Source organism: Pseudomonas sp. IT-232MI5, from assembly GCF_949767845.1.
Classification (GTDB): domain Bacteria; phylum Pseudomonadota; class Gammaproteobacteria; order Pseudomonadales; family Pseudomonadaceae; genus Aquipseudomonas.
Genome location: NZ_CATKQE010000011.1, coordinates 557,085 through 571,547 on the forward strand (window position 1 = coordinate 557,085; position 14,463 = coordinate 571,547).

Annotated in this window: 13 protein-coding genes; 12 read left to right on the plus strand and 1 reads right to left on the minus strand. The window is 53.9% G+C overall.

What is annotated here, in order from left to right:
• Positions 1 to 262 precede the first annotated feature (262 nt).
• The 12 genes from ACM6JQ_RS11430 to ACM6JQ_RS11485 all read left to right on the plus strand — a co-directional run bounded on the left by ACM6JQ_RS11430 (position 263) and on the right by ACM6JQ_RS11485 (position 12,464).
• Entirely contained in the window at positions 263 to 4,282 is a 4,020-nt protein-coding gene (locus ACM6JQ_RS11430) for a hypothetical protein (protein ID WP_414893810.1), read from the plus strand.
• Positions 4,283 to 4,540: 258 nt separating this feature from the next.
• Positions 4,541 to 5,422 (plus strand): phage protease, encoded by an 882-nt coding sequence (locus ACM6JQ_RS11435; protein ID WP_414893811.1) that lies wholly within the window; start codon positions 4,541 to 4,543, stop codon positions 5,420 to 5,422.
• A 2-nt stretch (positions 5,423 to 5,424) separates the two neighbouring features.
• Positions 5,425 to 5,793: a head decoration protein gene (locus tag ACM6JQ_RS11440; RefSeq protein ID WP_414893812.1), complete on the plus strand. Its 369-nt coding sequence runs from the start codon at positions 5,425 to 5,427 to the stop codon at positions 5,791 to 5,793.
• Positions 5,794 to 5,805: 12 nt separating this feature from the next.
• A complete protein-coding gene (locus tag ACM6JQ_RS11445; protein WP_414893813.1) occupies positions 5,806 to 6,786 on the plus strand; it encodes a major capsid protein in 981 nt (326 codons plus the stop codon).
• 2 nt (positions 6,787 to 6,788) lie between these two features.
• Positions 6,789 to 7,223 carry a gp436 family protein gene (locus tag ACM6JQ_RS11450; RefSeq protein ID WP_414893814.1) on the plus strand — a complete coding sequence of 145 codons (435 nt, stop codon included), beginning with the start codon at positions 6,789 to 6,791 and terminating at the stop codon, positions 7,221 to 7,223.
• Positions 7,220 to 7,705: a Gp37 family protein gene (locus tag ACM6JQ_RS11455; protein WP_414893815.1), complete on the plus strand. Its 486-nt coding sequence runs from the start codon at positions 7,220 to 7,222 to the stop codon at positions 7,703 to 7,705. The genes ACM6JQ_RS11450 and ACM6JQ_RS11455 overlap by 4 nt, the downstream gene beginning before the upstream one ends.
• Complete coding sequence (locus ACM6JQ_RS11460; protein ID WP_414893816.1) at positions 7,702 to 7,935, plus strand: hypothetical protein; 234 nt, start codon at positions 7,702 to 7,704, stop codon at positions 7,933 to 7,935. Before ACM6JQ_RS11455 ends, ACM6JQ_RS11460 begins: the two co-directional genes overlap by 4 nt.
• A 3-nt stretch (positions 7,936 to 7,938) precedes the next feature.
• On the plus strand, positions 7,939 to 9,360 hold the full coding sequence (locus ACM6JQ_RS11465; protein ID WP_414893817.1) for a phage tail sheath subtilisin-like domain-containing protein: 1,422 nt from the start codon (positions 7,939 to 7,941) through the stop codon (positions 9,358 to 9,360).
• Complete coding sequence (locus tag ACM6JQ_RS11470; RefSeq protein ID WP_414893818.1) at positions 9,361 to 9,885, plus strand: phage major tail tube protein; 525 nt, start codon at positions 9,361 to 9,363, stop codon at positions 9,883 to 9,885.
• 54 nt (positions 9,886 to 9,939) lie between these two features.
• Positions 9,940 to 10,725, plus strand: coding sequence for a hypothetical protein (locus ACM6JQ_RS11475; protein ID WP_414893819.1), 786 nt, complete (start codon positions 9,940 to 9,942; stop codon positions 10,723 to 10,725).
• Positions 10,726 to 10,818: 93 nt separating this feature from the next.
• A complete protein-coding gene (locus tag ACM6JQ_RS11480) occupies positions 10,819 to 11,484 on the plus strand; it encodes a TauD/TfdA family dioxygenase (RefSeq protein ID WP_414893820.1) in 666 nt (221 codons plus the stop codon).
• 2 nt (positions 11,485 to 11,486) lie between these two features.
• Positions 11,487 to 12,464 (plus strand): hypothetical protein, encoded by a 978-nt coding sequence (locus tag ACM6JQ_RS11485; protein WP_414893821.1) that lies wholly within the window; start codon positions 11,487 to 11,489, stop codon positions 12,462 to 12,464.
• A 59-nt stretch (positions 12,465 to 12,523) separates the two neighbouring features.
• Here the strand turns inward: ACM6JQ_RS11485 and ACM6JQ_RS11490 are convergent, their stop codons facing one another.
• On the minus strand, positions 12,524 to 13,312 hold the full coding sequence (locus tag ACM6JQ_RS11490; RefSeq protein WP_414893822.1) for a hypothetical protein: 789 nt from the start codon (positions 13,310 to 13,312) through the stop codon (positions 12,524 to 12,526).
• Positions 13,313 to 14,463: the final 1,151 nt, after the last annotated feature.

The window sequence follows — 14,463 nt, forward strand, 5'->3', positions numbered from 1 at the left end:
AAGGCACTTAGTGCATCTTCTAAACGACCCATTAGGGGTAAACAGCTTGTCAGCTTCGCGATAAGCTCGAGAAGGACGCCCTGAAGCTAATTCACGCAGCCGTTACAGTCAAGCCTTTTCTTATCAGCCACTAATTAGTACGAGAAGCTACATTTAAAATGGCGTACGATCTTCACCTGAAAAAGCTAGTGGAACGGCGTAGCTTGAATAATACAGCACCAAAAATCTGGTGCGGACATGACAAGGCATTTGAATTTTCCCTATGAGTTCAACAATTTACCTTCCGCGCAGACTTTCGAACAAAGACAGCACCTACACAGAAAAGGAGCTCTTAGCCGCCTCAAATTACATCGTTGTCTTGGCTGAGCCCGGCGGCGGCAAAACTGAGCTTATGGGTAGTTTGGCCCGACAACTGGGAGCTTCTACTGTTACCGCGAATAGATTCAAGCGTGTGGGCACAGATATTGAGAACTCTCCGCTCGTGATCGATGCGTTTGACGAGTTGGCCAAAATCGATCAAAGCGGTATTCATGACCTCCTGGCTAACGCGAGTAAAGCAAAGCCAACGCATGTGATCATCTCGAGTCGATCCAGCGAATGGGGAACGGCAGCCACCAGCGCATTCGAAGAGTATTTCGGATGCTCACCGCTCGTGATCAAACTGGTCGAGTTCGAAGAAGAAGAACAGCGGGAAATTTTCCATCACCATGTTCAAGGTGAAAATTTTGCAACGTTCCAGGCAGAAGTCGCTCGATTTGATTTAGGAGCACTACTGCCCAACCCCCAGTTCTTAAAGATGTTCGCAGACGCTTACATCGAAAGCGGCAGACATTTCACAGATAAACGAAGCATTTTTTCCCAAGCGGTCGAGCGCCTAGCAAAGGAAGCTAATGCCACCGTGGCAAAGACGAGCCATACCCTTCCGATCGCACAAAAGGTCGACCTATCGTCTGAGGTGTTCGCCAAGCTTTTGCTTTCAGGTGCAGAGGGCATAGGAATGAGCGAAGCGACAGCAGACCGAATCTATCCTCTATTGGCGTCACTATTTGAAAGAACTACAGCAGCTGAAGGAATCCTCGCAACTCGGCTTTTCAAGCCCGGAGAAAGCGCGGATCAGCATCGACCGGTTCACAAGATCGTTGCCGAATATTGTGCTGCAGACTATCTAGTCAAGCGAATAGCTGACCCGACAGACCATCTAACGATCCATAAATGCCTACCCATAATCGCTCCAAACGCCACTGTACGGGACGAACTCCGGGGGCTGCTGGGGTGGATGGCGGCACTCGGCAATAAATCTATTCAGGAAGCGGCAATTGAGCTTGATCCGTATGCAGTGCTAGCGAACGGCGATCCTTCTCAACTTGAACCCCTCTCAAAACGGCTGCTTATAGAGCGTTTGAAAGACGTAGAGGCGAAAGACCCCTACTTCCGGCGAGGAGATTCCTGGCGCAGATTCAGTGCTGCGGGTTTTTTCACTCAAGATGTCATGGATGAAATCAAACCGCTGCTTGCAAGCGGAAGTGACGGACATTTGCGTGATCTGGTTCTTGAACTTCTAACGGGTTCACCAGCCATTGCGCATTTGACAACAGAGCTGCGTCAACTCGTTTTGAACACCGATGAGACCGAACCCACTCGCTTGTTAGCAAGTAGATGTCTGCTTGATCTCGAGAGTCATGACCATCAAGCTGATTTAGCATTTCTTATTTCTGAAGCCAGTCATACTTCACTGAAAATTGCTGTAGAAATTATAAAATATCTGGGCCCGGAAAAATTTGCATCAGCGTACTTGGCAGATTTTTTTCGCACGTGTTCAAAACTATATCCCGCCAAACACAAACCTTTTGAGCGGCCAATAGGTAGTCGATATTTTCTAAAACGCTTCATTGAGAATTTAGAACCAGACTCGCTTCAGTGGTTGCTGGATGATTTATCCAGCAATCTTTCCTGCAGGTGCGGCAAAGAATATTACTTGTGCGATTGCCGAGTGAGCATCAGTAAAATAATTGGCCTTATTCTAGATCGTTATTTTGAGATATCAACTGCACCCTTTGATTCTGAGCGCATATGGAAATGGCTCGAGAACCTAAACTTTCATGACCAGCCAGCGAGCTATGGCAAGGCAGTAGAGGTGCTCAGGAATGACGAAGATTTGCGTCATAGAATTCTAACTCATGCCTTTGGAAGGCTCACTGATAGCGAAGAAATATTCAGAACGAGAATAGAAAAATTTGAGGTCCACTCCCATTCCGGATTGCAATTACAATTTCATGACCGCAAGTTTTTAGTGGATTTAGCTTTCGAATCAAACAACCCAACGTTATGGGTTAACTTTATCGCTGTGCATCATCGCTATCAAAGTAAGACCGAGAAGGGGGCAAACCCATTCAGGCGAAGCATGCGTGAGCAGGCATTGGAGAAGGCTCCTTTCATGCGTGAGTGGGCCAAGTCTAATAAGGCATACGCGAATTTAGTACAGCGTAATAAAATGCCTCGATACAGGCGCACTCGAGGAATCAAGCGTCGCCAGCTACAACAAACCAATATCCGCCTAGCCAATCTCCAGTTTTTACAGGATAACCGAGAATTAATTGAAAGTGGACGTCATTGGAATAGCCTCATCCATTTTTCTGAGTTGGTACTTATGGATCCAGACGAAATCGAGCATAGTACTGGCGACGAGGCACTTGTTCGAAATGCACTCAAAAACTGCATTAATTTCATTAAATCATCAATACCAGACCTAGCCAAACTCTCGGAATTAAAGTGTGCCGGAGAAACATTACATGCAGAAATGGTCCTGTTCGCGGCCTGCTTAGAGATCATGCGCGCAGATGGCAGCTTGAAGAGTATTGATACTCGGCTACTGAAGGCGCTTAGGACGAATGTTGACATGGGCTACAGCGGGGTCTCTCAAAAAGATCGAGACGCACTAAAAAAAGAGATTGATCGGTTACTATTTATTAATAAAGCAGAAAGCGAGAGCTTTCTCAGGCAATATATTGAGCCGCAATTAAAACAATCCAACTTTGCTGATCCAGACGTCTGGTTACTGCGAGGGGACGCTGCTTTCAGCGATTTACGTGCATCGCTCTCGACGGAATGGCTTAGAAATTTTCCTGAACTGCAACTCGGACCGTTAGATACGCTTTTTGAGATTGCTGCTGAGGTCGGTGATCGTGATGAATTGCAAAGGATTATTTTAGGCCGTTGTGATGATTTCATGTCCGCCTGGCCCAATCCTACAGGAGACGAAAACCTCGAGCACAAACGTATTTTTTGGTTCGTCCGAGCTTTTTACTTTCTAGACCCTACACCTGCCGTCTACTGGAACTGGCTCCGATCTGATAAAAACTCAGTGTTCCCGCTTAGTAATCGCTCTGGAAGGTTCAACTACGGCGAGCATTCTTATTGGCCAAAACTCACGGCTGGTAAAGTTGAGGCGGTTCTAGATGCCTTCATCGATAAATGGCCTAAAGTAGACCTGCCCGATCACTGGGGGACAGATAGCCCCATAGAAGAACACGCCTACCGCTTTTTGACTGATTTAGTTGGGTCAATACATTCTGATGAATCCAGAGATGCGGTTCTTATCATTGACCGGTTGCTTGCTGACTCTCGATTTACGGATATGTACAACGACCTTAAGAGTATACGTGCTGGTAAAGTCAGGCAAAATGCCCTGAGAGATTTCGCACCTCCGCTCCCCGAGGAAATCGTCAATCGGCTTGATCGAAATATGGTGGTAAACGTTGAAGGACTTCGTCAACTCGTCCTCCAAGAGCTCCAAGACTTTCAGAAAGCCATAGATGGTGGAGAATTCGACTCCGCAAGTCGTTTTTACGAGAAAGGTGATCGACTTGGTGAGGTGCCCGCGACTTTAATCATTGCAGAGCGTCTCAATATTAGACTTGAGCCGCAGGGCATTTCGATTACACCTGAGCATCAACTGAAAAGTGCGAACCGCAGCGATTTCACTGCGACCAAGTTGATAGGTGGCAAGAGAAGGCTGCTTGTGACAGAAGTAAAAGGGCAGTGGCACAAGGACCTATACACGGCCGCATCCGCGCAACTCTATGATCGCTACTCCATCCACCCAGATGCAGAACAGCAGGGCATTTATCTTGCGATCTGGTTCGGCCCTGGTGAAAAGGTCGCAGGCCTCAAAAATACGATTATAAATACTGCCCAAGAACTGAAAGAGAGTATTCAGCAGACGCTACCACCAGAACTAGCTGGGCTGATCGATGTTTTCGTTTTGGATGTTTCGAAGCCCTAAACCGGCGCCTGAAACATGGGAACGAAGGCCATACACAACAGGCCTAGCAGGCACAGGACACCGCGCTCCCCGCAACCGCTCAAGGTTGCGCGGGGCATCAGCGGTAAATGCTTTATAAACAAGCAGGCCGCCATACGCGTACGTAGTTTCCGCCACATCATCAGCAATCCCCGTAGTACACCCTTTTAAATCCGATTAAAAGCCCAAACCGACCTTCAAGCCCAAGCTCTGCGAATCTCCCCAACGCAGCGCTAAATCATGAACCCCCTCCACATCTTCAAACCCGGCCTCCACACCGCCTCCTGCGGCACCACCCTAAACTTCACGCAATCCGACCTAACCGCCACCGTAGCCGCCTACAACCCAACCCTCCACGAAGCCCCGCTAGTCATCGGCCACCCCCAACACAACAGCCCCGCAGCCGGCTGGGTCCAAACCCTCAGCGCCACCGCCGAAGGCCTCATCGCCACCCCCCAACAAATCGACCCCAACTTCGCCGAACAACTCGCCGCCGGCCGCTACAAAAAAATCTCCGCCTCCTTCTACCACCCAACCGCGCCCAACAACCCCGTGCCTGGCGTCTACTACCTGCGCCACGTCGGCTTCCTCGGCGCCCAACCGCCCGCCGTCAAAGGCCTGCGCCCCATCGAACTGGCCGAAGCCGAAGCCGGCGTCATCCACTTCAGCGAAAGCGCCCCCGCAGCGCCGCCGCCACAACCCAGCCCCCAAACGCCCCCAGCCAAGGTGCCCGACACCGACACCCTCCAGGCCGAAAACCAGCGCCTCAAAACCGAACTCGCCCAACGCGACCACGCCGCCCGCGCCGCCGCCCAACAAGCCATCAACAGCACCAGCGTTGCCTACGCCGAACAACTCGTCGCCGCCGGCATGAAGCCGCTGCACGCACCCGTCGTCATCGCCGCCCTCAACGCCGCCCAATCCGGAGCAACACCGTTGCAATTTGGCGAAGGCGACCAGCGCCAACCCTTAACCGAAGGCCTCAAAACTCTCTTCAAAGACCTCACCGGCGCCATCAGCTTCACCGAAATCGCCACCCAACATCGCGCCAACAACACACCTAATCCAACCACCAACCCCTTGCTCGCCGACGCCGAAGCTCGCACGAAAAGGCAGGGCTAACCATGGCCACCTTCAACCAACCCAAAGACCTCGGCGACATCCTGCTCCTACAAGTCAGCCCAGGCTGGACCAAAGACCGCATCACGCTGCTGGGCGGCAGCGACTACGCCCTCGGCCAAGTCCTCGCCAACGTCGCCGGCAAATACCAGGCCCTCGACCCAGCCGGCGCGGACCCAGCCAACAAAGCCGTCGCCGTCCTCGCCGAACACATCGACGCCACTGCTGGCGACACACCCGCCGTCGTCATCGCCCGCGGCGCCGTGCTCGCATTGCCCGAACTCGTCTGGCCGCCCGGCATCACCGAGCCGCAAAAAGCCGCCGCCCTCGACGACCTCAACGCCCAAGGCATCGTCGCCCGCGCCACCCTCTAACGGAGCCACCCCATGAACCTGCAAGACCTCTTCACCGTCGCCAACCTCACCGCCGCCGTCAACAAACTCCCGGCCATCCCCGGCAAAGTCGGCGCCATGGGCCTGTTCGACGAAAAAGGCGTCACCAGCACCAGCGTCATCATCGACGAACGCGAAGGCCGCCTCGTCCTCGTGCCCAACACCTCACGCAATGACGACCCGGCCCCCGTCAAAGGCAACAAACGCAAACGCCGCACCTTCGAAACCCTGCACCTGCCCATCAGCCGGCCCATCCTGCCCAGCCAGTTGCAAGGCATCGCCGCCTTCGGCCAAGAGAGCGCCACCGCGCCCATCGCCACCGTCATCAACGACCACCTGCAAGACCTCAAAAACAGCATCGAAACCACCCGCGAATTCCAGCGCGTCGGCGCCTTGCGCGGCCAACTGCTCGACGCCGACGGCTCGCTGCTCTTCGACCTGTTCGACGAATTCGACGTCCAACAAAAAAGCGTCATCGTCGCCCTCGGCAGCCCCAGTACCAACGTGCGCAAAGCCTGCCTCGACGCCAAGCGCCACGCAGAATCCAAACTCGGCGGCGTCATGGTCACCGGCTTCCGATCCTTCTGCGGGCCCGACTGGTTCGACGCCTTCACCGACCACGCCAAAGTCAAAGAAGCCTTCGCCCACTACCAAGAAGCCCAAGACCGCATCGGCGGCGACCTGCGCAACGGCTTCACCTTCGGCGGCATCCAATTCATCGAATACGACGTCACCGTCAGCGGCCAACGCTTCATCCCCGCCGACGTCGCCCAGGTCTTTCCCGTCGCCCGTGGCGTCTTCCGCCTGTTCAACGCCCCGGCCAACTACAACGAAACCGTCAACACCCTCGGCCAGCCGTACTACAGCAAAGCCGAGCCGCGCAAGATGGGCAAAGGCTGGGACCTCGAAGCCCAAGCCAACCCCTTGGCCCTGTGCTTATTCCCCGAAGCCCTCGTCGAACTCAAGGCCGGCTGACCATGCGCTACTGCACCCGCGCCGACCTCGGCAACGCCATGCCGCTGATCACACTGACCCAGCTCTCCAACGACGACCCGGCAGCCCGGCAGCCCGACGAAAACGTCATCGCCAACAGCGTCCGCCAGGCCGAAGAACTCGTCGACGGCTACCTGCGCGGCCGCTACCAACTGCCACTCGATCCCGTGCCCACCGTCCTGCGCGACGCCGTGCTCTACCTCGCGCGGCACTGGCTCTACCAACGCCGCCCCGAAGGCGCCTTGCCCGACGCCGTCATCAGCGCCCGCAAAGACACCCTCAAACTGCTCGAAAGCATCCGCGACGGCGTCATCACCCTCGGCCTGCCCAGCGGTCACGCCATGCCCGAGCCCGGTGAAATCCGCGTGCGCGCACGCCCTCAACAATTCACCGCACAGGTCTGGGAGGGCTACCCATGAACCCAGCGCCCAACACCCAGACCGAACAACTCATGGACGCCATGCTTGAGCGGTTGCAAACCGACTTCGGCCAGCAACTCATCGTCGAACGCTTCCCCGAAAACCCCCAGCAATACCGCCTCAACCACCCCCGCGGCGCCGTGCTGCTGGCCTACGGCAAATCCACCTTCGGCCACACCGAAAGCCTCGACGCCACCGTCCAGGCCCGCCAGATCGTCCTGCGCCTGACCCTCATCTTTCGCCAACTCAACGGCACCGACGGCGTCATCAGCCACCTCGACCAACTGCGCGCCAGCCTCACCGGGTGGTGCCCGCCACACACCGACCAAGCCTGCCGACCACTCTCAGAACACTTCATTGGCCACAGCAACGGCGTCTGGCAATACGCCCAGGACTACGCCACCCGCGCCACCCAACTGCAAGCCGCCCCCGACCAGTTCGGCCCCTTACTCAAACACCCAGAATTCGAGCAAACCCCATGACCCTCACGCGCTATCGCTACAACGGCCCACCCAGCGGCGTCTCGCTGCGCCTCGACAACACCCAGCCATCGCTCGACGTGCAACTGCACCCCGGCGAGCCCGTCGAACTGCCCGCCGACCACGACTACACCCGCGTCCTGCTCGCCCTCAACCACCTGCAACCGCTGCCAACCCACACAAGACCGGTCGTCAAAACGCCCAAGCCACAACCACCCGCCAAGGACGAATAACCCATGCCCGCCAACTACCTGCACGGCATCGAAACCACCGAAATCGAGCGCGGCCCGCGTCCCATCCGCGTCGTCAAATCCGCCGTCATCGCCCTGGTCGGCACCGCGCCCACCGGCCCCATCAACGAACTCACCCTGTGCCTCAACGACACCCACGCCGCCCAGTTCGGCCCACACACCCTGGGCCACAGCATCCCCGAAGCCCTGCAAGGCATTTATGACTTCGGCGCCGGCACCGTACTCGTCGTCAACGTCCTCGACCCGGCCATCCACCACAGCACCGTCACCGGCCGCAAACAGTTCGCCGACAACAACCCACTGCAACTCGAACACACCGCACTGCAACAGCTACAACTGATGCCCGCCGAAGGCACCGACGCCTACCAGCTGGGCACCGACTACATCGCGTCCTTGGCGACCGGCCAAATCACCCGACTCGCCACCGGCACCATCCCCACCAACGCCCCCATCAAAATCGACTACACCTACACCGACCCCGCCAAAGTCACCGCCGCCGACATCATCGGCAGCCTCAACCAAGCCGGCCGACGCACCGGCCTCAAAGCCTTTCAAGACAGCTACAACCATTTGGGCTTCTTCCCCAAACTCTTCATCGCCCCAGGCTTCAGCACCCTAAAACCCGTCACCGCAGAACTGACCGTCGCCGCCAGCCAAGTCGGCGGCGTCGCCTACATAGACGCCCCCATCGGCGCCACCGTCCAACAAGTACTAGCGGGGCGCGGCGCGGCCGGCGACATCAACTTCAACACCAGCAGCGATCGCGTGCGCCTGTGCTACCCCCACGTGCGCGTCTACGACGCCGCCAGCAACGGCGAACGCCTGCAACCGCTGTCCATCCGCGCCGCCGGCCTGCGCGCCAAAATCGACAACGACCACGGCTACTGGTGGAGCAGCTCCAACCAGCCACTGCTCGGCGTCATCGGCCTCGAACGCCCATTAACCGCACGCATCGACGACCCCCACAGCGAAGTTAATTTGCTCAACGAAAACGGCATCACCACCGTCTTCAACGCCTACGGCACCGGCCTGCGCCTGTGGGGCAACCGCACCGCCGCATGGCCCAGCGTCACCCACATGCGCAACTTCGAAAACGTACGCCGCACCAAAGACGTCATCGACGAATCCATCCGCTACAGCGCCCTGCAATTCGTTGACCAACCCATCACCACCGCGCTCATCACCAGCCTCACCGAAAGCGTCAACCTGTTCCTACGCAAACTCATCGGCGACGGCGCCCTGGTTGGCGGCGAATGCTGGTACGACCCGGCGCGCAACCCCAGCACCGAACTCGAACAGGGCCACGCACTGTTCAACTACAAACTCACCGTACCGCTACCGTTCGAACGCGGCACCTTCGAAACCGAAATCACCGGCGACTACCTCGTCAACCTGGGGACCGTATAAATGGCAGGCTTCAGCGCACACCGCATCTCCAACGCCAACCTCTACCTCGACGGCGCCAGCTTCTTTGGCAAGTGTGAAGAGATCGATTTAGGCACCATCAAAACCGTCATGAGCGACTTTCAAGGGCTGGGCATGGTCGGGCTGATTGAGTTGCCGGATGGCATCGACAAACTGGAAGGGAAAATCACTTGGAACAGCTTGTACGTCGGGGCCGCCAGGAAGCTGGTGACGCCGTTCAAGAGCGTGCAGTTGCAGTGCCGGTCCAACGTGCAGGTGTTCAACAACGGCGGGCTGGTGAATGAGGTGCCGCTGGTGACGACCATGACCATCACCGGGAAGGAGTACCAGTTGGGCACGCATAAGCCGCGGGATCCGACCAAGTACGAGACGCCGTTTTCGGCGACGTATGTGCGGCAGATGATCAATGGTGAGGAGGTGGTGTTGCTGGATTATTTGGCGAATATTTTTCGGGTGGGGGGTGAGGATCAGTTGGCGAGGTATCGCAGAAATATTGGGCAGGCGTAAAGCATAGGGACAAGCTAGGCTGGTCGATGATAGGAACCAGTTAGCAGAAGCGTTGTGAAAATTTCGCTGGCAAAGGATGAGAATAATATGCAGGGAACGTTGGAACATCTTCGAACTACGCTCCGTGATGTTGGATGGTTCATTCCTCCTTACATTACTTTGGGTTTTTTGAGTTCAGTTTGTGCGGAAATTCGAAAAAAAGAGGGGCTTTTTACGCAGGATGACTTGGAAGAAGTACTAGCAGTTGCATACTCCCCAGCGAATTTGGCAGCCATGGTGACGGAACGGTATCCGATTACTCCGTTTGTCAGTGACTACAAAGTAATCATTTCTGAAGCAGTTCAGGCTCACTTTATGGGGCTTGATCATGTCGCCGTGGGTGGGCTAATCCCAGTGATTGAGGGGGCGGCGAAGCGGATAGCGGCAGATCGGGGGCTAACGTTCGGACACATTCGACCCGGATTTAAGGCGCTAGCGGAAGACTGCAAACATGACGCGATTCAGAATAGTAAAGGAGATGTGGGCGAACTGGTCTCGATGATGGATTCATTCGAGGATTTTACCTACCAGAATATGTACGTCGGTTCTGAAAGATATCCGCACCCTGATATGACGAATCGACACGGCATTCTGCACGGTGCATACGCTGACGATGACTATGGAAAACCTATAAATTTTTACAAATCCATCGCAGCGATTGATTTTTTGTGCCTGATTTCAGCATTCAAAGCCCACGTATCTTGGATGTCCCCGAACCAGACAGGAGAGTCAAATAGGCTCATGCTTTTCTATGTGGCGTGTCAGCAGATGGCTAAACAAAATCCACTGAAAAATAAGTGAGCGGAATCGGCTACAGCATCTAAACTCGACTAGCGTTTGGTTTCCATATTGATCCACAGTCGGTCATATCAAGGGATGCAGGGAAGGTTACAAATGCATGAGCAGATTGCGAGACTAAAGCCGAGTCTGATTGCAAATGGATGGGCAGCGATCGAAACCCTTGCCCCAACAGTGGAGTACCTTGAAGACGCAGTTGTCGGCTTAGCACAACAACTCGGCTCACCTCGTGCCAGTCGCAGAGGGGGCTGTCTCGTAGATCATCTTCGCCCCATCAGTGCCAACGATGCCAATCCAAAATCCCTGAGTGCGTCGCACGGCAAGGGCGCCTTCCCTTGGCACACTGATGGCGCACATTGGTCTGTTCCGCCTCGATATTTGGTTTTGGCCTGCGCGCAAGCTTCACCAAATGTAGCCTCAACTGGTATTTGGGATGGTCGTCAAAGCATTGCTTTAAATAGCGCCAAGGCTCGAATAGCAAATTTTAAAGTATCCAATGGCGCACAAAGTTTCTACGCAACACCCGCATGCCCACTACAGTCGTATTACCGGTTTGATCCAGGCTGTATGTCACCTCTAGATTCATCTGCGCTGCGTCTACTGGAAGAGGTAGAGGACGAAGGCGATGCAATTGTGTCGGCCAAAATTTCTTGGGAGCGAGGGTTAATCGTAATAATCGACAATTGGCGATGCCTGCATCGACGTGTTAATGCCGAGCAAGACATCACCCGACATCTTCTTCGCGCAACAGTAATGGAGTGATGATGAACGACATGGGAAAGATGGGCAAACCATCGATATCAACGCCTAATAAACACGAACCTGTTGCTCTATCTGCAGATGCGCTTTTTGCGAAGTCTCGAGTTTTCGCCCAGCGTGCTCTTGAAGCTAAAGACAGCGCTGACCACGAAGTTTTCCAAATGTGGGCCGCATTGGCTTTGGAACTTCTAGCCAAGGCATCACTTGCGAAAATCCATCCCAGTCTAGTCGTCGAGGCTGTCAACCCGAATAGCTTGCTTGAAGCCTGCGGATTCAACACCAATACAGTAGTCAGAACAGTTGACGCCAACGTTGTTTTCGCTCGACTTAAGCACACGGTGCCAAATTTCGGCACCCCCAATGCTGAGGCTTGCAAGCGTATATCAGCGCGTCGAAATGCGGAACTTCACTCCGGGCAAGCGGCATTTTCCGGGATGCCGTTAGAAGCATGGGAAGGTGAATTTTGGAGCGCGGCTCAGCTTATTCTGATTTCGATGGCTCTTGATCTAGAAGCGTGGGTTGGATCCGAATCACGCGCTCCCATGGAGTTGCTGCGGCATCTTCGAGATATCAATACCCAAGCAACTCGGCAAAGAATTTCCGATACGAAAATGACATTCTTAAAAGATCATACCAAGAAGGAGATTGAACAGCTTCAGATTGCTTCACGGAATTTTAACAGTATCTATTACTTGGACAGTTTTCGTTACGCCCTAGATCATCATTGGGAAGAAACCTGTCCCGCATGTACATGCACGGGGTTCCTGGGCGGCGACCGAGAAGATGAAGAGGTGATTGAACGAGACTACGGTTCCGGTTACGAGACGGTTAATGAGTACTATGCCCCGATGGAGTTCTATTGCCCTACCTGCCAACTTCATCTTGAGGGCGAGGATGCGTTACAGGAGGCAAATCTCGCCGAAGATTACACTCATGAAAGTGAGCGAGAAATGGAGTACGAGCCGGAATACGGCAATGATTAAGGTAATTCACTCACAAAGTATCGAAATTTCGAAGTTTATCGAGTGCCTCCCGGCACTCGCTATTTATCATCAGGCCAGTCTAAACCCTTCAGCTTAAGAAATTCGTTAACCACAGCGTTAGAAAAGGTAAAATAAATCTCACTGCGCACACTTTCTATTGCGTTCTGCAGCTTAAATTTCTCATTAAAAAAGCCTGGCGGCATCAATCTATTCAGTTTTTCCGCATCATCCACTGCGGCCGCATCTGCAATTATAGATGATGGGTCGGTTGCGGCGCGCTCCGGAACGGATCTAATATCAAGTAATGCCTGATTTTGCATGCATTCTAATTCGCCAGTCTTAGTCTCGATCTCGCGTTTTAGATATGCAAAATCAACGGGAGAAAGTTTTTCTTTAGCGCGACTACCATCAAATGAAGACCACAAACATCTGCCGGCATCATGTTTTAATAGATTCTTCTCATAGTGATCTTTTGTCCTCACACCAAAGGAGTTCGGTGGCTCCATAAGTCCTGCACATTGAGGCGCAGAAGAAACAATCTCTCTTATGACCTCAACTCTCGTGCGTTCGTAAATCTCAAACCTGACCTTTGCAAGCTCAATCGTTGCAGCCTCGAGCTTAGTATTCGTAGCATTGAGTTCCGACTCGCGACGTGCAATGTTCTCTTCTAATGCCGCAGTTTTATAAAGAGGTATTACCGTGAAATAAAGCGCCCCGATCGTGAGAGCAAAAAGGCCGAACTGAGATATATGACTAAGTCGCGCCAACCAAACATCCAGCTTGCTCGAGTGAGTATCATGTAATAACTCTGAGCCGACAGCGTCCCTCGGGCTACTTCTTTGCTTCATGCGCTAATACCGAATATAGTTATAGTGTGAACTTGAGGAATGGCAATTCTGATAATTTTGAGAGCCGCTTGGCCACTCACAAGAAGCTTGTACACACATGTAAAATCGCTACCAAGTGGATAAGCACCGCGTTTGCATCTAACTCTGAGTTCGAGAGGATTAATTCGGTGTACTCACCCGGCAATCTCGGCGCACGCTTTAAAATTGCGATGGTTCCCAGCGCGCTCATCATCGGAAAATGTTGTGCTTTAGGCAAGGCCTAGTGGTCAACGGGAGTGAGACATTGGTGCTATTGGCATTTTTCACGCAGTCGAGTATTCTTCACCCACTCAACGATTTACCAGCTCTACTGCTTGCAGGTGGGCCATTCGTAGACCTCTCAGGTGGTCTGCTAGTTTTCATCCTCATCTTCTCTGTTTTGAAGATCGAGTTTTCAATTCAAGGTTCTTCCGAGAAAAGGAGCAAAAAATGAAGACGAAAGTAAACCTGAAATGCAAGTGCAACGGCGTCAAGTCTCTGGGGGTTAATGACGGCGGACCACTGAGAGAGGATGGAATGTTTCACTGAATAGTAGATCGGTAAGAGCAGACTTCCCCCGCCAATTCCGAAAAAAAGCACCCTAACCGGGTGCTTTTTTTTGCACTGCGTTTAGCTATTCCACTGCATAGATTGGGCACCAATCCAGAACTACAACCCTCGACGCCATTGCCTACAACCAACACAGAATCCCCCGGCAGCGCATCTGTCAGCCCACCGGTATCTTGTCTCCCGTCACCGCCCACAGTGACCAGGCAGAGCAACCCGTAGCACGCAAGTGTCTCTATGGACAGGACCGGTTGCTCACTCCCTGAGCTTTGATGACGACTGTACGCCGGCCCCCTTGGTCACTCCGGCATTGCAAAATCCGCGACTCAATCGCAGGCGTACAGTCGGCATCTTTTTTTGCAAACCGGTCACGTTTATGGTGGCTGTGCGAAGGCGCTAAACGTGCTTTGAAAGGACACATTTTTGGCGCCTCGCACAGCTGTCTCCCTTTGCCTTAAAGGGAAGGCCCCAACCTCGACCGCATTAATTACCTACCTACCAACAGTCTGTTTTGGGTGAACGCCCAATGCTAGCGCCCGTGCAAAAAAAACGCGCCCGTCTAAGTC